The 21670-nt window shown below is 72.0% G+C and carries 16 protein-coding genes; 9 read left to right on the top strand and 7 right to left on the bottom strand.

Going from position 1 to position 21670, the window contains the following annotated elements:
- Positions 1 to 167: 167 nt before the first annotated feature.
- Entirely contained in the window at positions 168 to 1097 is a 930-nt protein-coding gene (locus ACFYZ4_RS11890) for an aldo/keto reductase (RefSeq protein WP_390783809.1), read from the bottom strand.
- A gap of 76 nt (positions 1098 to 1173) precedes the next feature.
- On the opposite strand from ACFYZ4_RS11890, the gene ACFYZ4_RS11885 reads away from it, so the two are divergent.
- On the top strand, positions 1174 to 2202 hold the full coding sequence (locus ACFYZ4_RS11885; protein ID WP_390783808.1) for a DUF5937 family protein: 1029 nt from the start codon (positions 1174 to 1176) through the stop codon (positions 2200 to 2202).
- 82 nt (positions 2203 to 2284) lie between these two features.
- Complete coding sequence (locus ACFYZ4_RS11880) at positions 2285 to 3010, top strand: hypothetical protein (RefSeq protein ID WP_390783807.1); 726 nt, start codon at positions 2285 to 2287, stop codon at positions 3008 to 3010.
- Positions 3011 to 3098: 88 nt separating this feature from the next.
- On the opposite strand, the gene ACFYZ4_RS11875 is transcribed toward ACFYZ4_RS11880, so the two are convergent.
- From ACFYZ4_RS11875 to ACFYZ4_RS11865, 3 genes are all read right to left on the bottom strand, one after another.
- Positions 3099 to 3389: an SHOCT domain-containing protein gene (locus tag ACFYZ4_RS11875; protein WP_351304255.1), complete on the bottom strand. Its 291-nt coding sequence runs from the start codon at positions 3387 to 3389 to the stop codon at positions 3099 to 3101.
- A 149-nt stretch (positions 3390 to 3538) separates the two neighbouring features.
- Positions 3539 to 4204 carry a response regulator transcription factor gene (locus ACFYZ4_RS11870; protein WP_351304258.1) on the bottom strand — a complete coding sequence of 222 codons (666 nt, stop codon included), beginning with the start codon at positions 4202 to 4204 and terminating at the stop codon, positions 3539 to 3541.
- Positions 4201 to 5406 (bottom strand): sensor histidine kinase, encoded by a 1206-nt coding sequence (locus ACFYZ4_RS11865; RefSeq protein ID WP_390783806.1) that lies wholly within the window; start codon positions 5404 to 5406, stop codon positions 4201 to 4203. The genes ACFYZ4_RS11870 and ACFYZ4_RS11865 overlap by 4 nt, the downstream gene beginning before the upstream one ends.
- Positions 5407 to 5559: 153 nt before the next feature.
- On the opposite strand from ACFYZ4_RS11865, the gene ACFYZ4_RS11860 reads away from it, so the two are divergent.
- Positions 5560 to 6087 carry a hypothetical protein gene (locus tag ACFYZ4_RS11860; protein ID WP_351304263.1) on the top strand — a complete coding sequence of 176 codons (528 nt, stop codon included), beginning with the start codon at positions 5560 to 5562 and terminating at the stop codon, positions 6085 to 6087.
- A gap of 10 nt (positions 6088 to 6097) precedes the next feature.
- Here the strand turns inward: ACFYZ4_RS11860 and ligA are convergent, their stop codons facing one another.
- Positions 6098 to 8149 (bottom strand): NAD-dependent DNA ligase LigA, encoded by a 2052-nt coding sequence (ligA, locus tag ACFYZ4_RS11855; protein ID WP_390783830.1) that lies wholly within the window; start codon positions 8147 to 8149, stop codon positions 6098 to 6100.
- A 312-nt stretch (positions 8150 to 8461) separates the two neighbouring features.
- Between ligA and ACFYZ4_RS11850 the strand changes: the two genes are divergently transcribed.
- From ACFYZ4_RS11850 to ACFYZ4_RS11840, 3 genes are all read left to right on the top strand, one after another.
- Positions 8462 to 9622, top strand: coding sequence for a hypothetical protein (locus ACFYZ4_RS11850; protein ID WP_390783805.1), 1161 nt, complete (start codon positions 8462 to 8464; stop codon positions 9620 to 9622).
- Between the two features lie 358 nt (positions 9623 to 9980).
- A complete protein-coding gene (locus ACFYZ4_RS11845) occupies positions 9981 to 13757 on the top strand; it encodes a CDP-glycerol glycerophosphotransferase family protein (RefSeq protein ID WP_390783829.1) in 3777 nt (1258 codons plus the stop codon).
- A complete protein-coding gene (locus ACFYZ4_RS11840) occupies positions 13750 to 15264 on the top strand; it encodes a hypothetical protein (RefSeq protein WP_390783804.1) in 1515 nt (504 codons plus the stop codon). The genes ACFYZ4_RS11845 and ACFYZ4_RS11840 overlap by 8 nt, the downstream gene beginning before the upstream one ends.
- On the opposite strand, the gene ACFYZ4_RS11835 is transcribed toward ACFYZ4_RS11840, so the two are convergent.
- Positions 15248 to 16228, bottom strand: coding sequence for an endonuclease/exonuclease/phosphatase family protein (locus ACFYZ4_RS11835; protein WP_390783803.1), 981 nt, complete (start codon positions 16226 to 16228; stop codon positions 15248 to 15250). The two genes, ACFYZ4_RS11840 and ACFYZ4_RS11835, sit on opposite strands and share 17 nt — an antisense overlap.
- Positions 16229 to 16253: 25 nt before the next feature.
- The gene (locus ACFYZ4_RS11830; RefSeq protein ID WP_390783802.1) at positions 16254 to 17768 is read right to left on the bottom strand and encodes a UDP-N-acetylmuramoyl-L-alanyl-D-glutamate--2,6-diaminopimelate ligase; all 1515 of its coding nucleotides are present in this window, start codon (positions 17766 to 17768) and stop codon (positions 16254 to 16256) included.
- 415 nt (positions 17769 to 18183) lie between these two features.
- On the opposite strand from ACFYZ4_RS11830, the gene ACFYZ4_RS11825 reads away from it, so the two are divergent.
- The 3 genes from ACFYZ4_RS11825 to ACFYZ4_RS11815 all read left to right on the top strand — a co-directional run bounded on the left by ACFYZ4_RS11825 (position 18184) and on the right by ACFYZ4_RS11815 (position 21622).
- Positions 18184 to 19122 (top strand): aldo/keto reductase family oxidoreductase, encoded by a 939-nt coding sequence (locus ACFYZ4_RS11825; RefSeq protein ID WP_390783801.1) that lies wholly within the window; start codon positions 18184 to 18186, stop codon positions 19120 to 19122.
- Positions 19123 to 19212: 90 nt separating this feature from the next.
- A complete protein-coding gene (locus tag ACFYZ4_RS11820) occupies positions 19213 to 20754 on the top strand; it encodes an alpha/beta hydrolase (RefSeq protein WP_390783800.1) in 1542 nt (513 codons plus the stop codon).
- A gap of 145 nt (positions 20755 to 20899) precedes the next feature.
- Positions 20900 to 21622: a helix-turn-helix transcriptional regulator gene (locus ACFYZ4_RS11815; protein WP_351291859.1), complete on the top strand. Its 723-nt coding sequence runs from the start codon at positions 20900 to 20902 to the stop codon at positions 21620 to 21622.
- Positions 21623 to 21670: the final 48 nt, after the last annotated feature.

Below are 21670 nucleotides of genomic sequence, written 5' to 3'. Positions count from 1 at the left end.
CCACGGGGCCCTACTTCCCCCCCCCCCCCCCCGGGGGGGGGCCCCCGCCCCCCCCCCGCCGCCCCCCCGCCCCCGCCACAACCGGCCCCCACCCCACCCAGCCCAAGCGGCGCAGCCAACCGGCGGCGCAGCCAAGCGGCAGCCAACCGGCCGCCCAGCCGACCGGCCTACGCCCCCCTCTCGTGCAGGGCATCCAGCGCGGCCAAGTCCTGCGCGGTCAAGCGCATCGCACCCGCCGCCACGTTCGCCTCCAGGTGATCGGGATTGCCGGTGCCGGGGATGGCCAGGACGTGCGCCCCCCGCTGCAGGGTCCACGCCAGCCGCACCTGCGCCGGACTCGCGCCGTGCGCCCGCGCGACGGCGCGCACCTCCGCGGCCTCGGCCCCGGCCCCGCCCGCCCCGGCCCCGCCCGCACCCGCCTGCCGCCTGTCGCCCGCGATGGAGTAGAAGGGGACGAAGGCGATCCCCAGTTCGCCGCAGGTCCGCAGGAGCGCGTCGTGCTCCGGCCGCACCCCGATGCCGTACATGTTCTGCACGCAGACGACCGGCGCGATGGCCCGCGCCTCTTCGAGGTGTTCAGGGGTGACGTTGGAGATGCCCAGGTGCCGGATGAGCCCCGCCTGCCGCAGCTCGGCGAGCGCTCCGAAGCGCTCGGCGATCGAATCGCTTCCGACGACGCGCAGGTTCACCACGTCGAGGTGGTCACGGCCCAGCTGGCGCAGGTTCTCCTCGACCTGGCCGCGCAGTTCGCGGGCGGTGGCATGGGCGATCCACGCCCCGGACGGGTCCCGGCCGGGCCCGACCTTGGTGGTGATGACGAGGTCCTCCGGGTAGGGGGCCAGCGCCCGGCTGATCAGTTCGTTGGCGGAGCGCAGCGGCGAGAAGTAGAACGCGGCGGTGTCGATGTGGTTCACGCCGAGCTCGACGGCCCGGCGCAGCACGCCGATCGCCCGGCCGCGGTCGCTGGGCACGGCATCGTCCGCGAAGGCCTCGCCGATCTGCGTCAGACGCATCGCGCCGAAACCGATCCGGTTGATCTCCAGGTCGCCGAGTGTCCAGGTACCCGCGGCCGCCGCGGTCATCGTCTGTGAGGTCATGCCCCGGATGCTCTCCGCTGTGTATGCTGCCGGGCCATTGATTAAGGCATGTGTGAATCCTCGGGGGAGGCCGGCCGTGCGGGCGGAGCTGACGTTTTCGGTGAGCGATCTGGCGCAGATGCGGTTCGCCGTCTCGCCAATGTGGCAGGTCGGCCCCGGCTTCCGGCTGCTGCGCTCCGGCGCGGCGTCCTCCGTGCACCGGCCGTGGGCCGAGCAGGTGAGGCCACGGCTGGCGGCCGCCGGCCTCGACCGCGGCTGGCTGGCCGAACTGATCCCGCCCTCGGGGTACGTACCCGACTTCCTCAATCCGGCGCCGAGCGGGCCGGCCCCCGCCCTGACGGAGGAACTGGCCGGGATCCGGGCCTCTCCCGCCGCCCGCGTGCGCCAGGACCTCGACCGCCTGCGGCACGAACAGGGAGGCCTCGGCCCCCGGCTGCGGAGCCTGTACGCCGAACCGCAGGCCCGCCTGGAGCGGGTCGCGGAGGAGATCGAGACGTACTGGGAGCTGGCACTGGCGCCCTACTGGGCGCGGATCCGCGCCGTACTCGACGCCGACGTGTTCCACCGGGCCCGGCAGGTCGCCGAGCACGGCGCGGGCCGGCTCTTCAACGAGCTGCACCCGACGGTGAGCTGGGACGACAACGCGCTCCGGCTGGCGCGCCGGCACCGGCCCCTGTCCCGCACGACGGCGGGCGCGGGGCTGCTGCTGATCCCCTCGGCCTTCACCGAGCCGGTCCCCTTCACCCGTGTGACGCCTCCGGAACCGCCGCAGCTCGCCTATCCGGCGCGCGGCACGGGTGCGCTGTGGGAATCGCGGCCCGTCTCCCGGAGCGAGGCCCTGGCCGCCGTGCTCGGCCGCTCCCGGACCCTGCTGCTGACCGAACTGGACTCCCCGGCCTCCACCACCGAACTGGCCCGGCGCACCGGCCTCTCGGCCGCCGGGGTGTCCCAGAACCTCACCGCCCTGCGCGCCGCGGGACTGGTCAGCGCCCACCGGGCCGGCCGCTCGGTGCTGTACGCCCGCACGGCCGTCGCCGAGTCCGTCCTCGCCGCATCCTCCGAGGCGCGGTCTGCGCAGGTGCGCCCGCCCCACTCGTCCGGGTGATCACCTTTCGCCACCCTCGATCCGTGCGGGGACATGTCGCTATAAAGGGGCCGTCATGTTGATCAACTGATGGGCACTCATCATGCTGAAGGCCGCCCTGCGGGTCCTCGCCGCCGCCTCGCTCGCCTCCGCCGCCGCCATCTCCCCGGCCGCCGCCGCGCCTTCCGCCGCGGCGCCTTCCGTCCCCGCAGGTTCCCTCCCCGCGCCCGCCCCGGACACAGGTCCCTGCGGGCCCGTTACCGAGTTCGACTCGTGGGACTGGTTCAGCACCACCACCAACCCCTTCATCGCCTACGCCGTCGAGGCCGCGGCGGAGGCCGAGAACTGGCACTGGCGGGTCGACGACAACACCCTGTGGCGCGGTGACACCCGCGAGAACGTCGAGGAGCTCTTCCAGGCGGGCTTCACCCCGCGCGGCGACCAACTGACCCCGCTGGCCGAGTACATCGTCAAGGGCGGCGGCCAGACCAGCGCCCACCTCAGCACCAGCTGCGAGAAGTGGGTGGCCGAGAAGTTCGCCACCTACGGCACGGCCAGGACGGGATGGGTCTACGAGATCGAGGCCCCGGGCGGCATCGACGTGAACTCCACCGCCTGGGCCAACAACTACGAGTCGCCCTACCTGTGGAACAAGGAGATCGACTTCCCCGGCGGGGTCGAGGGCCGGTTCATCAAGCAGGCCTGCAAGATCCGCCTGGCCGGCACCGACCCGGCGACCAAGGTCAACACGTACGAGAACCTCGGCTGCAAGAACAACCGGGCCTTCGCCCCCTTCCGCACCGCCGAAGAGCCGGCGCCCAGCCGCTAGGCCGAGGGCCAGCCGGGGCACTTGCGCCCGCTTGCGGGCGGTGGCGGGATGGCCGGGAGGTGATTCCGCCGCCGCCCGTCTCGTGCGGTCAGGCCGGGCCGTCCTTGAGGGAGCGGCCGAACTGCTCGTCCAGGACGGACAGCCGCCGCCAGTACTCGTCCTCGTCGATCTCGCCCGAGGCGAAGCGCCGCCCCAGGATCGCGATCGGCGAGTGCTCGCCGTACGCCGCGGCCCGGTTCTGCCACGGCGCACGGCGGCCGCGCCACACGGTGCGGCGCAGGACGGTGACGACGCCGATGACGACCGCCGCCCAGATCAGCGGGAAGAACAGGACCCACGGGCCGGGCCCGTCGTAGGCGAGGGTGGTGAAGGTGTTCATCTCGGTTCAGCTCCTCGGAATCAGGGACTCTTCGTCTCACTCCGAGACTGGCTCCGGGAGGGGTGCCGGGTCGTCGTACGGCCGGCTGCACCGTGGGTACTTCCGCGGGAGTACGGGCCACGGGCGTCGGGCCCACAGGGTCGGCCGGGTCAGCCGAGCCAGCCGGGTCGGACCAGCCCGGACTCGTAGGCCAGGACGACCAGCTGCGCGCGGTCCCGGGCGCCGAGCTTGACCATCGTCCGGCTGACGTGCGTCTTCGCGGTCAGCGGGCTGACGACCAGCCGGCGGGCGATCTCCTCATTGGACAGGCCCATGCCCACCAGCGCCATCACCTCCCGCTCCCGCTCGGTGAGCCGGCCCAGATCCGCCGCCGCGGCGGGCTGTTTCGAACGCGCCGCGAACTCCGCGATCAGGCGGCGTGTGACCCCGGGCGACAGCAGGGCGTCGCCCCCGACCACCGCCCGCACCGCGCGCAGCAGTTCCTCCGGCTCGGTGTCCTTCACCAGGAAGCCGGAGGCACCGGAACGGATCGCCTCGAAGACGTACTCGTCGAGCTCGAAGGTGGTGAGCATGACCACCCGCACGGCGGCCAGCTGCCCGTCCTCGGTGATCCTGCGGGTGGCCTCGAGCCCGTCCAGCACCGGCATCCGGATGTCCATGAGCACCACGTCGGGCCGCAGCTCCCGCACCAGCCGCACGGCCTCCTCGCCGTTCGCGGCCTCGCCCGCCACCTCGATGTCGGGCTGGGCGTCGAGCAGGGCCCGGAACCCGGCCCGGACGAGGAGCTGGTCGTCGGCCAGCAGCACCCGGATCACGGATCCCCCTCGGCGGTCGCCGCCGTCAGCGGGAGCCTCGCGACCACCCGGAAACCGCCGTCCGGACGCGGTCCGGCCTCGATGCCGCCGCCCAGGGCCGAGGCGCGCTCACGCATCCCGACGAGACCGTTGCCGCTGCCGTCCGAGGCGCTGCCCGTGGCCGGACCGTCGTCGTCCACCTGTAGCTCCAGGGCGCGCGGCAGCCAGCCGAGGCGGATGCGGGCCGTGCGCGCACCGGAGTGCCGTACGACATTGGTCAGGGCCTCCTGCAGGATCCGGAAGGCGGCCAGGTCCACTCCGGGCGCCAGCGCCCGGGCCTCTCCCTCGGCCGTGACCTCCACGGTGAGCCCGGCGGCCGCCGCCTGCTCGACCAGCTCGTCGAGCCGGTCGAGGCCGGGAGCCGGGGTGCGCGGCGCCTCTCCCGGGGCGCGCAGGGTGTCGAGGACCTGCCGGACCTCGCCCAGCGCTTCCTTGCTCGCCGCCTTGATGGTGGTCAGCGCCGTACGGGCCTGCTCGGGATCGGAGTCGAGCAGGGCCAGCCCGACCCCCGCCTGGACATTGATCACCGAGATGCTGTGGGCGAGGACGTCGTGCAGTTCACGGGCGATCCGCAGCCGCTCCTCGTCCACCCGGCGTCTCTCCGCCGCCCGCCGCTCGGCCCGCTCCCGGGCCCACTGCTCCCGCCGCAGCCGGACCAGCTCGGAGACGGCGAGGATCGCGAGGACCCACGCGGTGACGGCCAACTCCTGCGACCACGGCGCCGGTCCGTCCCCGGCGGGCGGGAGCCACCGGTACAGCCAGTGGCCGATCAGCAGGTGCCCGGCCCAGAGCAGGCCGACGGCCCCCCAGGCGGCTCTCCGGCGGCCCGCGACGACGGCCGCGAAGCAGGCCACAGCCAGGCTGAGGAAGACGGGGCCGTAGGGGTACCCGGCGCCGATGTAGACCAGGGTCACCGCGCTGACCGCGTACACCACGGCCACCGGATGGCGGTGCCGCGCCACGAGGAGCGCGGGCCCGAGCAGCAGCAGGAGCCGCGCGAAGCCGTCCAGGGCCACCCGCCCGCTCTGCGCGTGCGCGGCCCATCCCGCGCCGACCTGCGCGAAGACGGCGACGAGCAGCGCGGAGCGCCAGGCCGGGCCCCGCCCGGTCCGCTCCACCCATCTGCGCCACGGGGGACCCGGGCGCTCGCGCAGCTCGTCCATACGGCCACGCTAGACCGCGCCCGCTCTCACCCGCGTCACCCCGGCGTAGCGTTTCCGGCGTACTCCCCAGGTAGTACGCCGGCCAGGACCCCGTCCCCGCCCGCCTCCCGGGCCCTGCGGATGCGAGGCTCGGCCGGATGGGGGAAGCTGGGCATGATCTCAGCGCCGAAGCTGGGACCGACGGGCGAGGAGGACGTCGTGGACGCATCAGGAGACGGCCGGCGCGTCCGAGGCCCTTGGGCCAGGATGCGGACCGCCACTCTGCTCTGCGCGGCCGCGGCGCTCGCGGCGGGCACCGTACCGGCCGCTGCGCAGCCCCGGGCCCTGCCGGCTCCCGCGCCGGAGCCGCTCGTGGTCGTGGACTGCTTCTCGAAGCCCCAGGTACGCCCCGAGGAGTACCTGCTGGCCTGCGGCGACGGCAACAACCGTCTCGTACGGCTCCGCTGGGACACCTGGGGCCCGCGGACCGCGACGGCCACGGGCACCGACATGGTGAACGACTGCAAGCCCTACTGCGCGGCGGGCCGTTTCCGGTCCTACCCGGTGACGGTGACCTTGAGCAGCCCGGAACCCTGGCCGGACCGTCCCGACGTGCAGCGCTTCACGAAGATCCGGCTCCTCTACACGGACACCGCCCCGGCCCCTGTCCCCAAGGACGTCAGCTACAAGCTCGTGTACTGACCGACCCCGGTCAGTCGAGGCAGTCCGCGACGAGTTCGGCAAAGGCCTCCGGAGTGAGGACCGTGACCCCCAGCTCCGCCGCCTTCACGGCCTTGGAACTCGGCTTCCCGTTCGCGGACGGCGCGCAGACCAGGTACGTGGTCTTGGAGTTGACGCTGCTGCCCGCCCGGCCACCGGCCTTCTCGACCAGCGCGTTCATCTCCGAGCGCCCCATGTTCTCCAGCGGGCCGCTCATCTTGCCGGTGACGACGACGGTCTGTCCCGCCAGCGGGCCCTCCGCGGCAGCCTGAGGCTGCCGCGGTTCCGTCATGTTGACCCCGGCCGCGGCCAGTTTGTCGATGACCTGGGCCAGCGAGGCGACCTGCTCCACGACGACCGGGGCCTTCTCCGGCCCGATGCCCTCGACTTCCTGCATCTCGGCGGCGTCGGCCTGCCGGATGGCGTCCATCGTGCCGAAGTTCGCGGCGATGCGGCGGGACATGCTGCGCCCGGTACCGAGCACGCCCAGGGCGCAGAAGACGCGGCTGAGCGGCCGGGACCTGGCGGCGGCGATCTGCTCGGCCAGCTTCGCTCCCCGCTTGGCACTGCCGGAGGCGGCGGTGAGCTGCTCCTCGGTGAGGGTGAACAGGTCGGCGACGTCGGTGACGTCACCGGACTCGATGAGGGCGTTGACGTACGTCCTGCCCAGGCCGTCGATGTCGAGCATGTCGCGGCCGGCGGCGTACTCGATCAGTGCGGGCAGCGCGCACCCGGTGCCCTTCGCGCACCGCCACCGCTCCTGCTCCTTGTTGATCTCCCCACCGCAGTTCGGGCACGCGGTGGGCAGCGGCACCTCCTGCGCCCCGGCCGGCCGGCGGCCGATGACTGCGGCCTGGACGCGGGGGATGATGTCGCCCGCCTTGTAGACCGTCACGGTGTCGCCGATGTGGAGGTCACGGCGCCGGATGTCCGCCGGGTTGTGCAGGGTGGCCCGGGTGACCGTGGATCCGTCGATGTCCACCGGTTCGAGTACGGCCGTCGGGGCCAGTACGCCGGTCCGGCCCACGTCCCAGACCACTTCCCGCAGTACCGTCTGCCGCTCGACCGCCGGGAGCTTGAAGGCGATCGCCCAGTACGGGAACCTGCTGCCGAAACCGGCCGCCGCCTGCTCGGCCGCGTCGTTCGCCTTGATCACCACCCCGTCGATGCCGAAGGGCAGGGCGGGGCGCAGCGCGGCGATCCCGTCGACCTTCTGCTGCGCCTCTGCGAGGGTCGCGACCACGTGCAGACCGGCGGGTGTGCCGGCCGTCGTCTGGACTCCGGCCTCCGCGACGGCGGCCAGGACCTCGGCGTGCGTGGCCCCGGAGGGCGCGAAGGCGACCCCGTCGAGCTCGACCGCCCCGTACGCCCAGAACGTCATCGCGAGCCGGTACGGACGGTCCTTCGCGCGCAGGGTGCCGGCCGTGCCGTTGCGCGGGTTCGCGAAGACCTGTGCGCCGTGGGCGGTGCGGACCTCGTTCGCGTTCTCGAACTGCGCCTGTGTGAACAGGACCTCGCCGCGCACTTCGAACGTCGCCGGCACGGGCAGTTGCTCGGGCAGCCCCTCGATGGTGCCGATGACGTGGCTGACGTCCTCGCCGTGCGTGCCGTTGCCGCGGGTGATGATCTGCTCCAGCCGCCCGGCGCGGTAGCGGGCGGCGACGGCCGCTCCGTCCATCTTCGGCTCGACCGTGAACCCGCCGGCCGGCGCGTGGCCCAGGCGGCGCTGGAGCGAGGCCTCCCACGCCACCAGGCCGGCCGGGTCGAAGACGTTGTCGAGGCTGAGCAGCCGCGTGGTGTGCGCTATGTCGCCGACCGGCGCGGCGCCGTCACCGACCAGGCCGGTCGGGGAGTCCTGGGCGACCTCGTCCGGGTGCTCCGCTTCCCAGGCGAGCACGGACAGGCGCAGCCCGTCGTAAGCGGCGTCGTCCAGCGAGGTGTTCTCGCCGCCGTAGTAGGCGTGGGACGCCTCGCGCAACTGCCGGAGCGCGGCACGGTAGTCGGCCTGGCTGGACACGCGAGGCATTTCGGGCAGGCCGGGCATGCTGGACAACGCCTCATCGGCGGGAAGGATCGTCATGTGGATGATCCTCTCGCAGGGGTCTGACAACGCCCCTCGGCCGGGACCGGGGGTGGTGTGAGGGCGGGCGAGGCCGTCCGGGGCGACGGGGCCGACCACGGAATCTACGGGTCCGCCTCGGGGCCGGCGGCGCGGACAGGCTAGATTGCACCGGGCCGGGAGCCGTCCCGGACGTCCGCCACCGGCGGCGACAGGTCGGCGCCCTGCCGTGGATTGCCCACGGCCGCAGGGCCGGGCCGGGCAAATGGGATGAGAACGGGCAGGAGTGGGCAGGACATGGCGCGACGCGAACGCGCGGAAGCGGGCCGGGGTGTCACCTCCGCCACGCCCGCGGTTCCGGGCTCCGGGATAGCCGAGGCGGCCGACGGCGGGTTCGCGGCCCGGGGTTGGCTCCTCCTGGGGCGCGACGGCCGGCTGACCGCCTACGCGAGCTGCGCCGAGGGCCTGGTGCGCTGGACCGAGTCGGCCCCAGGCTCGGACGTCTGGCACGGGCCAGACCTGTTCCCGGTGGAGGGATGGGCGGGCCGGTTCACCCTGGCCCAGGACGCAGGCGGATTCGTCTGGTTCGCCGGCACCCGCTACCGGGACGGTGCGCCGGGTGGCCGCGAGCTGGTCATCGCCGCCCAGTACCAGACGGGCCGCCCGCTCGGCGACTGGCGTGCCCTGGGCAACCCGTTCCCGGAGCGGGAACCTGAGGGCGAGGCCCCGGCTCCTCTGGGAGACCCGATGGTGCTGCCCGACGGCGCCGGTTCGCTCCACGTCGTCGCCACCCGGTTCGGGGTCGGCGTACGCGGCCGAACTCGGGGCGCCGACGGCAAATGGGGCAATTGGGCCGACTATCAGGGCAAATGGGCACGAGGTGCCGTCGTCCCCCTGGTCACGGCCCAGGGGCGGGCCGAGTTCCTCGCTCCCTTCCGGGGCGGCGCCTCGTACTGGAGCCAGGACAGGCCAGGCAACACCTTCCGGTGGCTCGGGCGCATGCAGGCGGACGCCGTCGAAGGGACGTTCAGCTCCCACGAGACGGGCCCCGGCACCGGCACGTACTTCTGGCGCCACCCGGCGGACGGCGGCGTGATCGCCTACCGGCCGATGGCCCCCGCCGGAGCACCCCGCGTGCCCATGCCGCTGGGCGGGGCGGGCGGCGCCGGTCCGGTGGGCATCACCCGTACGCGCATCAACGGCTACGACTGCACCGTGCTCCTCCAGCGGGGAGCCGAGGGGTGCCCCGAGATCGCCGCCTATCCCACGGAGGGTGAGCAGTACGGCGCTTGGTGGGCTCCGGTGGGGGACCGGTGTGCCGGGTTGCCGGCCATCGCCCTCGACGCCCGTGGCGCGGTCACGATCGCGATGATCGACACGGACGGTGGCCTGCGGATCGCCCGGCAGGACCTCATGGACGCGGGTCTCGCGTTCGACCCCTGGTGCCGTGTGGGGTGACCTAGCTCACCGGGCGCGCGGGCGTTCCGGCCGGTAACGGTCCGTGTTCTCACGCGTCGCCCCGAACCGGAGGGGAGTTGGCCTCTTCGGTGCGCTTTGCGTACGGCCGCTCCTTCGCAAACGTGAAGCTTTGAGAGGCTTGCGCGCTTGTGAATACTTGCTCGCCGTTGCGCAGTTGCCCTACGCTGCGCACACCCTGTGAGGGTCGCATAAGTGTGCGGGTCGAGGGGTGGGGGAGGGTCGAGTGCGCGGGGAGCGGTGGGTGACCAGATTCAGGGGCGGGTCTGGCCGTGCGCCGCGTCGATTCCCGGCGCGCTGTGAGAAGTGTGTCTACCAAGGAGTTTTCTGAGTGGCAGGTATGCCCCGCCTGAGCGTCGTCGTGCCCTTTCAGGACGTCGAGATCTATCTCGAGGAGTGCCTCGAGTCGATAGCCAGGCAGACGTTCCGCGACCTTGAAGTGATCATGGTCGACGACGGCTCAACCGACTCCTCGACCGCCATCGCCGCGGACTTCGCCCGCCGGGACCCGCGGTTCCGGCTGCTGCGCCAGGAGTCGATGGGACCGGGTCACGCCAGGAACGTCGGCATCCGCGCCGCCCACCCCCAGGCGGAGTTCCTCGCGTTCGTCGACGGCGACGACGTGATACCCGAGTACGCCTACGAGTTGCTCGTGCGGACCCTCGAAGCCTCCGGCTCCGACTTCGTCTCCGGCAACGTGCAGATGATGAACTCCACCAAGAGGTGGCAGTCCCCGCTGCACAAGGCGCCCATGCGCAGCAACAAGCGCGGCACGCACATCACCAGGCTGCCCGACCTCATCTATGACCGCACGGTCTGGAACAAGGTCTTCCGGCGGTCCTTCTGGGACTACCACTACATCGCGTTCCCCGAGGGCGTGATGTACGAGGACTCCTGGGTCAACATGTTCGCCCACTTCCGGGCCGCCAAGGTCGACATCCTCACCGACATCGTCTACTTCTGGCGCCGGCGCGAGGGCGGCGCCGCGCCCTCCATCACCCAGCGGCACACCGAGTTCAGCAACCTCCAGGACCGTGTCGCCGCGGTGCAGTCGGTCAGCCGCTTCCTCGCCGGACACCGTGCGCGTTCCTACTCCGACCACAAGCGCAAGTACGATCTCGCCTGCCTGAAGTCGGACTTGATGCTGCACCTGAAGGTGCTGCCGGACGCCGACGAGGAGTACCGGGACGCCTTCATGCAGTGGGCGAACGACTTCCTCGACGAGGCCGACGCGGACATCATCCACGAACTGCCCGCCGACGCCCGGGTGAAGTGGCTCCTGGTGCGCGAGGGCCGGCTCAAAGAGCTGCTCGACGTCGTCGAGTTCGAGCGCAAGGGCGGCCCCCTGCCCGTGCAGCGGCGCTTCCACCGCTACCTCAACTACCCCTATCTCGGGGACCGTTCGATCGGCCTGGACAAGAGCGCCTACCGGCTCGACAAGGAACTCTCGCTGCACGGCTCGCTGTCGTCCGCGCGCTGGGACGACTCCGACCACCTGACCCTCGAGGGATCCGCGTACGTCCGTTTCATCAACGTGCACAAGCGGCACATGTCGATGAAGGCGATCGCGCTGCGGAACAAGAAGCAGGGCCGGGTGGTCGTCGCCAAGGCGAAGAGCACCTACTACCCGCAGGCCACCGAGTACTCCCAGCAGAACCGCTACTGCTACGACTGGTCCGGATTCCAGATCCGCTTCGACGTCTCCCGCCTCAAGCGCAAGGGCGAATGGGCCGAGGGGACCTGGGACGTGGCGGCCGGCGTCCTGAGCCGCGGGCTCTTCCGCTACAAGGGCATAGCCCGGGGCGGGGCGGGCAGTGCGGCCAACCCGCCCTACCGGTATGTGGACAAGAACGTCCGCGTGGTCCCGCTCTTCCTGCAAGGAAAGCTCAAGCTCCGCGTGGAGACGGTGCGTTGCCGCATCACCCGGCACCGCATGGTCGGTGACAATCTCGAACTCGGCGGCGTCTACCTCGGTCCGAAGCTCCCCGAGTGGGGCAAGTTCCGGGTCACCAGCATGGGCGGCGCCGGCCGGCACGACGCGTGGGTCCAGTTCCAGCCGGGCGGCGAGGGCTGGTACACCTTCGTCACCCGCATCCCGGCCAAGGCGCTCGTCCCCGGCCACCGCACCAACGGCTCCGACGGTGTCCCGGAAACCTGGAACACCGGCGCCAACGGCTGGAAGACCACCCTGCACGTCGAGGGACGCGCGGCGGCCATCTACCCCGTCATGGCGGAGGACGCCACCGACGGCCACTACCGGATGCCGGCCGGACTGCAGACCGAGCGCGGGGACCGCGAGGTCTTCGTGCACCGCAACGGCTCCGGCTACGTGGTGTTGTTCGAGCGCGACACCCTGCCGCTGGCCAAGTCGGTCACTTGGCGCCCCGACGGCTCCCTCGAGGTCGCCGTCGGCTACGCCGCCCAGGACAGGCTCGACTCGTCCGAGTTCGCCGCGGCGCACATCGTCGTACGCTCCCGGGCCCACGGCGCGGAGCGCGTGGTCCCGATCACCTGGTACGGCGAGGAGTTCCGCTTCCTCGTCACTCCTGCGGCGATGCACACCCTGGCCGGAGAGGTGCCGCTGGCCTCCGGCCGCTGGGACTTCTTCCTGCGCCGCCACGACCCGTCCGCCGTCACCGCGGAGAACCGCTCCAACGACCTCATGGTCAAGATGACGCAGGAGCTGATCCCCGCCTTCCCCAGCGAGATGACCAGCGACGAGCGGCGCTACGAGCTCCAGGCCGAGGCCTACGACAGGCTCTCGCTCCTGGTCCACTCGGCCATGCCGGACGAGGCCCGCGGGCCGTACCGACAGAAGCTGATGCGCACCAAGACGTACCCGGAGGCACGTCGCAAGCCCGTGACGCAGGCGGTGCTGTTCGACGCCTTCAAGGGCACCCAGTACTCCGACAGCCCCCGCGCCCTGCACGAGGAGATGGTCCGCCGCGGCGTGGACCTCGAACACCTGTGGGTGGTGCGCGACGACCAGGTCGCCGTACCGCCCACCGCACGTCCCGTCCGCATGTGGTCGCCCGACTGGTACGAGGCCATGGGCCGCGCGCGGTACATCGTCGCCAACAACCACCTGCCCGACTGGTTCCAGAAGCGGGACGGCCAGGTCGTGGTGCAGACCTGGCACGGCACTCCGCTCAAGCGCATCGGGCACGACATCGAGGCCGTGCACTTCGCGGACAAGCGGTACCTGGAACGCGTGGAGAAGGAGGTGCAGAACTGGGACATGCTGGTGTCCCCGAACAGCTTCAGCACCCCGATCCTCAAGCGGGCGTTCCAGTTCCCGGGCGAGATGGTCGAGAGCGGCTATCCGCGCAACGACGTCCTGCGCCGGGCGGACTCCGGCCGACGGGCCGCGGAGGTCCGCCACCGCATCGGGCTCCCGCCGGGCAAGAAGGTCATCATGTACGCGCCGACCTGGCGCGACGACCAGTTCTACGCACCCGGAAAGTACAAGCTCGACTTCCGCATCGACCTCGACGAGGCCAAGGCGCAGCTGAGCCACGACCACGTCCTGCTCGTGCGGCGCCACCCCAACGTGGTGGACCCGGTGCCCGGCGCCGGCGACGGCTTCGTCTACGACGTGTCCGACTACCCGGACATGGCGGACCTCTCGCTCATCACCGACGTGATGATCACGGACTACTCCTCCCTGATGTTCGACTTCGTCAACACCGGGCGGCCGATCCTCTTCTTCACGTACGACCTGGACCACTACCGGGACACCCTGCGCGGCTTCTACTTCGACTTCGAGCAGTCCGCCCCCGGCCCGCTCGTGTACACCTCCCCCGAGCTGATCGGGGCGATCCGCAACATCGACCGCATCCAGCACGGCTACGCCGCCCGCTACCGCTGGTTCCAGCAGGAGTTCTGCGATCTGGACGACGGCTACGCCTCGGCCAGGCTGACCGACCGCATCCTGATCGCCGGAGGAGACCTCGACCCCGCGCGGGCCCAGGCGCCGGCCGTCGGCGCGGCGGGTGGCCGCGGTGCGGGCCAGGCGGGTCCGGCGGGCCAGCCCGGTCAGCCAGGTCCCTGGAACGGAGGCACCCTCGGCCAGGTGCCGCGCCAGCCGGTGAGAAGAATGGATTCCGAGCATGTCTAAGGCAGCAGCCCAGAACGCGCGCCGCGTCTTCACCGGCGTGGACACCTCCGGGGCGGTGCCCGTCGAGTACAAGTTCTCCCACGCGAGGAAGGGCAACCGCCACCTGGTCGTGGTCTTCGCGAACCGTTACGCGCCCGGTGAGTGGGGCTGGGCGACAGGAAAGCTCGACCTGCTCCGGTCGAACATCCTGTGGGTCCGTGACCTCTTCGACGGCGCGAACACCTACTACCTGTGCAAGGGGATGGACTTCTCTCTGGAGCAGTCCGTCGCGGGGCTCATCTCCCGTGTCATGAACGCCCTCTCCCTCTCGCCGAACGAAGTGACCATGTTCGGCAGCTCCAAGGGCGGCAGCGCGGCCCTCTTCTTCGGGCTGAAGTACGGCTTCAGGAACATCGTGGCCAGCGTGCCCCAGTTCCAGATCGGAACCCGCGTCCACGAGGGCAACCCCGACGCGGTCCGGGTGATGATGGGCGAGGCGACGGAGCAGAACGTCCGCATCCTCGACTCGGTCCTCCCGGATCTGGTGCGCAGCGGCGCCAACCCCGCGGCGAACATCTACGTGATCACGTCACCCCAGGACGAGCAGTACGCACGTCAAGTGGAGCCGTTCATCCCGCTGTTCCAGGGGCGCGAGAACTTCAACTTCGTCTACAACGACTCTCCTCTCATCACCGACCACGGGAAGGTCACGCTGCGCAACCTCCCCACTCTGATCGGGCTGCTGAACCTCCTCGTCGAGGGCATCGCCCCACGGTTCGGCATGGTCCGCAACGGCTTCGAACAGCCGGAGCGCGACACGTCGGCCATCGACGCGTACCTGACGCAGACTTCCCTGGTGCAGAGCGGCGATGCCTTCCCCAAGCCGGTGGTGCTGACGCCGGCGCCGGAGGACCGGGTCCCCGCGAACACCGTCCGCTTCACCGGGACCGCCCGGGGCGCCGTCCGCGTCAGCTTCTGGCAGGACGGCAAGCACAAGGGCTCCGCCCCCGTCGCCGCCGACGGCACCTGGGTCTGGGAGCGCACCAGCCCGTGGCCCAAGGGGCGACACGTCGTCCGGCTCTTCGCCGCGGACGCGAACAACTACCAGACCGAGCGCGCCGAAGTGGTCTTCACCGCCGTCGAGCACGCCTCCGAGCCCCTGCCCGAGTACGTACCGGCGCCTGCGCCCCCGCCGAGGCCGGCCCAGCCCCTCGCGCTCTCGGTGACGGCCCCGGCCGCCCACCAGCAGGTGCAGGGCCCCGCCGTCGGCTTCGCCGGCTTCGCCCCCGGCGCCGTGCGCGTGGACTTCCAGGAGGGCGGCGTGACCCTGGGCACCTGCGAGGTGAGGTCCGACGGCAGCTGGGTCTGGGAGTCGGGCTGGGCCTGGAACGAGGGCGACCACTTCGTCGAGGCCATCGCGGTGGACGCGGTCGGCAACGCCTCCCCGTGGACGGCCGTCCCCTTCACCTCGGTGAACGGCTACACCGTGCCCGCCCAGCAGGGCAACTACTTCAACTCTCGCTACTGACGCCGGGATCGGCGGAGGAAGCGGAGGGAACGGAGGGAGTGGCCGACGGATCGGCGGCGGGACGACTCACCCGCATCACCAGCGGCCGGTGGTCGGAGGCCTTCGTGTCCACCACCTCGCATCCGGTGCGGGGCAGCAGCGTGAAGAGGTAGTCGATCTTCGTGCCGTCCTTGTGCGTGGCGCGGCCCTTGCGGGAGTCGCCCTTCTGATCGCACTCGCGGAACGTGTCGTAGGCCTCCGACGGCCAGATCCAGGCGGAGGTGTTCCGGCTGCCCACCGGCGGCGGAGCGTTGAAGTCCCCGCCGAAGACCGTACGGGAGTCGGTCGCCGCGGTGGCGAACAGCGAGCCCAGCTGGTCGTCGCGGAAGTCCCAGTCGGGGTGCTCGCCGTCGCTCTCCCGCAGCGACAGGTGCGCGTTGCACACCCGCAGCCCCTGGGCCGGGACCCGCGCGCACAGGATCCCGCGGTGCAGGCCCACCGTCGGCTGCTCGCTCGGGACCACCTCCACATCGGTGAGCCGGGAGGCCGCCAGCAGTCCGTAGCCGGCCTGGCCGCGCCCCTGCCCGGTGCAGTCGACGGCGGTGCGCCGGCCCGCCGCGTCCACGTCGGCGTACGGCTCGAAGACGGAGTGCCACTCCGGACCCAGGCGCACGGCCGAGGACAGCAGGTCCTCCGAGCACACCTCCTGCAGGAGCAGGACGCGTACGCCGGAATCGCCGACCAGGTCGCGCAGCTGCTGGAACTTGTCCTTCGGGCTGCCGGTCTCCTCACAGCCCCACTGCCGCACGCCGCACATGTTCCAGGTCGCGACGGAGACCTCGTCCCCGCTCCCGGCGCCCGGGAGCGGAGCCGGCGCCTGCGCGGACGTACACGCCACCACCGAGGTCAGCAGGCTCAGGGTCGCCGCCGCGCGGCCGAACCGGCGGCCGGACGGTCTCCGCCGGGTCTCCATGTGTCTTTCCATGCGGACATCATTGAGTATCCGCCGGTCAGACCGTGCATCGGCCCGGGTCTGAAGGGATGCGGGACGCGGAGAGTTCGCGCACCGTGGACATGTCGCTGAAGGGGATCAGCGCCTCGCCCACGATCTGGTAGGGCTCGCTGCCCTTTCCGGCGATCAGGACGACGTCCTCGGGACCCGCGGCCGACAGGGCGAACTCGATCGCCCGGCGGCGGTCGGCGAAGCGCTCGAAGGGGGTGCCGGTCGCCACGAGGCCCGGGGCGACCTGGTCCAGGATGGCCTCGGGGTCTTCGGTGCGGGGGTTGTCCGAGGTGAGGACACAGAGGTCGGAGTGGGTTCCGGCGATCCTCCCCATGTCGGCCCGCTTGGTGGTGTCACGGTCCCCGCCGCAGCCGAAGACGGTGACGACCCGGCCGCGCGCGAAACCGCGGATGGTGGTCAGGACCTTGTCGAGGGAATCCGGCGAGTGGGCGTAGTCCACGATCACGGAGGTGCCGAGCGGGGTCCGGAAGCGTTCGAACCGGCCCGGTACGGGAGGCATCCGGTGGAGTGCGTCGACCAGGGCGCCCAGGTCGTGGCCCAGGACGTGACAGGCGGCCACGGTGGCCAGCGCGTTGGCCACCGAGAACTTCCCCGGAACGGGGATCGACGCCGGATACGCGCGCCCGCCGTGGTGGAGGGTGAACCGCGTGCCGGCAGCGCTCACGGCGAGGCCGGTGGCCCGGTAGTCCGCCGGGGAGTCGATCGCGTACGTGGTCACCGCCCCGGGCATCATCGACCGGATCCCGGCGCCCACGGGATCGTCGGCATTGACCACGGCCTGCCGGCACAGGCCCTGGAACAGCCGGAGTTTGGCGTCCCGGTAGTTCTCCATCGTGCCGTGGTCGTCCAGATGGTCCTGGGTCAGATTGGTGAAGACGCCGACATCGATGAAGGTGCGGTCGACCCGGTGGGTCAGCAGGGCCATGGAGGTGGCCTCCAGCACCACGCTGCCGGCGCCGCGGTCGCGCATGCAGCCCAGCAGGTACTGCAGGTCCGGTGACTCCGGAGTGGTCAGCACCGAACGCGGCATCGGGATCGGCTCGTCGCCGATGCGGCTGCCGGCGGTCCCGATGACGCCCACCTTCGCGCCCTCGGAGATCCGCAGGGCGGACTCGACCATGTACGACACGGACGTCTTGCCGTTGGTACCGGTGATCGCCACCATGTCCATCTGCCGCCCGGGCTCGCCGAAGTACCGCGAGGTCACGACCGCGGCCGCCGTGCGGGTGTCGGGCACCCGCACGGCGCAGGCACCCGGGGGCCACACCGACGCCGGAAGCGTCGGCTCCCGGCCGTCGACGAGTACCGCGGCCGCTCCGCGGGCGAGGGCGGGCGACACGGCGTCCGGGCCGCCCTCCCGGTGCCCGGGCACGGCGATGAACAGCGAGCCCGGCATCACCCGATCCGCGTCGAAGGTCGTTCCGGCGGTGATCGACGTCGTCTCCGGGTCACCCCGGAGTACGTGGTGCTCCTGCCCGGCCAGCAACTCGCTCAGCTTCACAATGATCCCTTCGAGGGGGCTCGGCCCGGGCGTGCGGCCGTAGCCAGGCGGCAGCGCCGGCGGGTTGCCGGGAGGCTGCGGTGGTGATGTGGAGCGGGGCGATCGTCCGACGACAACAGGACGACGAGGTGGCTCGGCCCGGCAGGAGAGCCCCGACCACCGCGTGGAGCGGTGGCGCGCCGGGCGGAGGAAGAGGGGGGAGGGAGGAGAGCGCTAGCCGTGGCCGTGCAGGGCGACCCGACGGGTCTCGGGGGCCTCGGCGCCGGCCGCGGCGGAGGCGTGCCGCGCGCACTGCCTCGTCGAACCCATGCGACCCATGGCCCGAGTGTACGGCCGATCGGACGACGCGAACCCCACTCGGACGCGCCCGGACAGGGCCTAGGGTGGGGGCGTGGTGGCGAACGGGAGTGTGGGTGTGAGCGGTGACCGGGTGCTGTACGGGTGCATGGGCCTCGGCGGGAGCTGGGAGCCCGGTGCGTACGGGCCCGGCGACATCGATGCCGCCGAGGCGGCGATCTCCGCCGCGCTCGACAGCGGGATCACCGCCTTCGACCACGCCGACATCTACCGGCACGGCAAGGCCGAGGCCGTCTTCGGCGAGGTGCTCGCCCGCACGCCGGGGCTGCGCGAACGCATCACGCTCCAGACCAAGTGCGGGATCCGGCTCGGCGGCGCGGACCGCCCGGGGATCTACGACCTCCGCGCGGAGAGCATCGCGCGGCGGGTGGAGGAGAGCCTGACCCGGCTGCGCACCGACGTGATCGACGTGCTCCTGCTGCACCGCCCCGATCCGCTGGCGGACGTGGACTCGATCGCGTCGGCGCTGACGTCCCTGCACCGGCAGGGGCTCGTACGGAGCTTCGGCGTGTCCAACATGGGCGCCGCGCAGATCGCCCACCTCCAGGCGCGTCTCGACGTCCCGCTGGTGGCCAACCAGCTGGAGATGAGCCTGCACAGCCGCGACTGGGTCGAGGCCGGGGTGCTGCTCAACACGCCCGAGGCCGCGGCCAACGGCTTCCCGTTCGGCACGCTGGAGCACTGCCGCGATCACGGCATCCGCCTCCAGGCCTGGGGCGCGCTGGCGCAGGGACGGTTCACCGGCCGCGAGCAGACGCCGGCCGAACGGGCCACCGCGGAGCTGCTGGCCGAGCTGGCCCGGCGCAAGGGCACGACGCCCGAGACGGTGCTGCTGTGGTGGCTGATCCGGCACCCCGCCGGGATCGCGCCCGTCATCGGCACCGCCCGACCCGACCGGATCCGCGCCTGCCGCGACGCGGCCGTACGGGAGCCCGACCTCACCCACGAGGAGTGGTACGAGCTCTGGATCGCGGCCCGCGGGGTCCCGCTGCCCTGATCTCCGTACGCCGGCGCGGGGGTTATCCCCACCGGGGTCCGACATGCCTGCTGGATGGGACCCCGACGCGAGATCAACAAGGCTTGCGCCATGACGACTTACCCGAAGAAGGCCCTGCTCCTCACCCTCGCCGCGGCCTCCGTGGCCGCCGGCCTGACCACCGCGGGCGCCGCGACCGCCGCACCCGCGGCCGCCCGGCCCACGACGGCCGCCCCGCAGCTCCGTTGGCACGCCTGCGCCGATCCGGAGGTGCCCGCCGGCCAGGAGTGCGCCGAGCTGCCGGTCCCGCTCGACTACGCGGACCCCGACGGCCGGCAGCTCACCGTCGCCGTCTCCCGCATCCGCAGCGACCGCCCCGAGGCCCGCCGCGGCACGCTCGTCGTGCTCCCCGGCGGCCCGGGCGGATCCGGCGTACAGCGCCTCAAGCAGAAGGGCGACGCCCTGCGCCGGGAGCTCGGCGGCGCGTACGACCTCGTCGCCTTCGATCCGCGCGGTGTGGGCGCCAGCACCACCGCGACCTGCGGCCTCGCCCCCGAGGACCGCTACCTCACCAGCCTGCGGTCCTGGCCGGGCCCGAACGGCGAGATCACCGAGAACGTCGCCCGCTCCCGGCGCATCGCCGAGGCCTGCGCGCGCAACGGCGGCCCCGAGCTGCGCAGCTTCACCACCGCCAACCAGGTCCGTGACATGGACCGCTTCCGCGAGGCCCTCGGCGAGCGCAGGCTCTCCGCGTGGGGCACCTCGTACGGGACCTACGTGGGGGCCGTGTACGCGCAGAAGTACCCGCAGCGCACCGACCGCTGGGTCCTCGACAGCAGCGGCGACCCCGACCCGAAGCGGGTCGCCCGCGGCTGGCTGGCGAACATGGCGCAGGGCGCCGAGGACCGCTTCCCCGACTTCGCGGCCTGGGCGGTCCATCCCGACCGGGACCGGGACGGCCTGCGGCTTGCCGGGCGGCCGGAGGAGGTCGAGCCGCTCGTCGTGTCCCTCGCGGCCGCGCTGGACCGCGCACCGAGGGAATCGACGACCCCGGGCGTGCCCCTGACCGGCAACGGGCTGCGCCAGGCCCTGCAGAACGCCCTCTACAGCGACTCCGCCTTCGCCTCCTTCGCCCGGCTCGTCAAAGAGGCCGGGGACCCGGCGAAGAAGCCCGTTCTCCCGCGCGAGCTCGCCCAGCCCATCCCGGACCCGGACGCCGCGCTCATGGTCGCCGTCATCTGCAACGACGTGGCGTGGCCGAACGCGTCCACGGCCTCGTACCAACGCGCGGTCGACGCGGACCGTGCCCGCCACCCGCTGACGGCCGGCATGCCGGTGAACGTGCTGCCCTGCTCCTTCTGGAAGGACACTCCGGCGCAGAAGCCGACCAGGATCACCGACGACGGGCCGTCCGACATCCTCATGCTCCAGAGCCGCCGCGATCCGGCGACCCCGCTCTTCGGAGGCCTGAAGATGCGCGAGGCCCTGGGTGACCGGGCCCGCCTGGTGACCGTCGAACAGGGTGGCCACGGGCTGTACCTCGGCAACGGCAACGCGTGCGGCAATCGTGCCGTCACGGAGTTCCTGACCACCGGCAGGCGTCCGGCCAGGGACACGGACTGCGCGAACTCCGAGGCTGGAGACGCCGGATAGCCTTTGAATCGCAGGGAAATGGACGGTTACACCCAGCTGGACATCAGCTGAACATCTGTTACTGTGCCCGCGCTTGGTGTTCATCCATCGATCCGTCCTCCCCTCGCACGCCTCGCGTCCGAGGATGCTGCGAGGTGTCGCGTCCGTGCACAGCACTCCGTTCTCCCCGACCGAGGCCAGGTCCGCACGAGCCCGCATGGGCCTGTCCCCGACCCAGGTGGCCCACTTCATGGCCACCTGCGGCGCACCCGTCCACCCGCAGCTGGTCCTCGCCTGGGAGCAGGGCTCCGAGATCCCCACCGACCGCCAACTCTTCGCCCTGGCCGACGTCTTGTGGTGCGAAGCGACGGCGCTGATGGGCATCGAACCGCGCACCCTCGCCGAGCACCGGCTGGCCCGCCGGCTCACCGTGGAGCGGCTGGCGTACCGCATAGGCATGGACCCGACCGAGTACCGCGCGGCCGAAGCGGCGCAGCACTGGCACGGCGACGCCTGGCAGACCAGGGCGCTCGTGGAGGCCCTGGGCCTGTCCTTGCGCAAGCTCATCGGGATCATGGGCCGGGTGGACGAGCTGACGGAGCACCTGAGATCGGCCGTCGCCGGACGGTGGAAGGCGTACGTGGACCCGGTGGCGGAGATCGTCGTGGTGGACGCGACCAGCGTGGGGGACGCGCTGCGCACGATGCACGGGGAGTTCTCGCGGTTCTCGGAGCGGTACATGGGACACCTCGTCGCACGCAACGACGACGCCCGGCTGAAGGAGATCGCGGCGGAGCGCGCCGCCTACCTGCGCCGACTCGTCGACCACTTCTGGGAGTTGATCGGCGAGGAGGGCGAGGCCTCGCCGTTCCCGCTGGGCGGGCGCTGACGGGCCGCCTGCCACCGGCGGGCAGGCAGGTAGGCAGGCCGGAGCGGA

Origin of the sequence: Streptomyces sp. NPDC001513, assembly GCF_042894695.1 — a bacterium.
Lineage (GTDB): Bacteria > Actinomycetota > Actinomycetes > Streptomycetales > Streptomycetaceae > Streptomyces.
The sequence above is the reverse complement of the archived record's forward strand: the minus strand, read 5'-3'. Positions and strand labels throughout refer to the sequence as shown.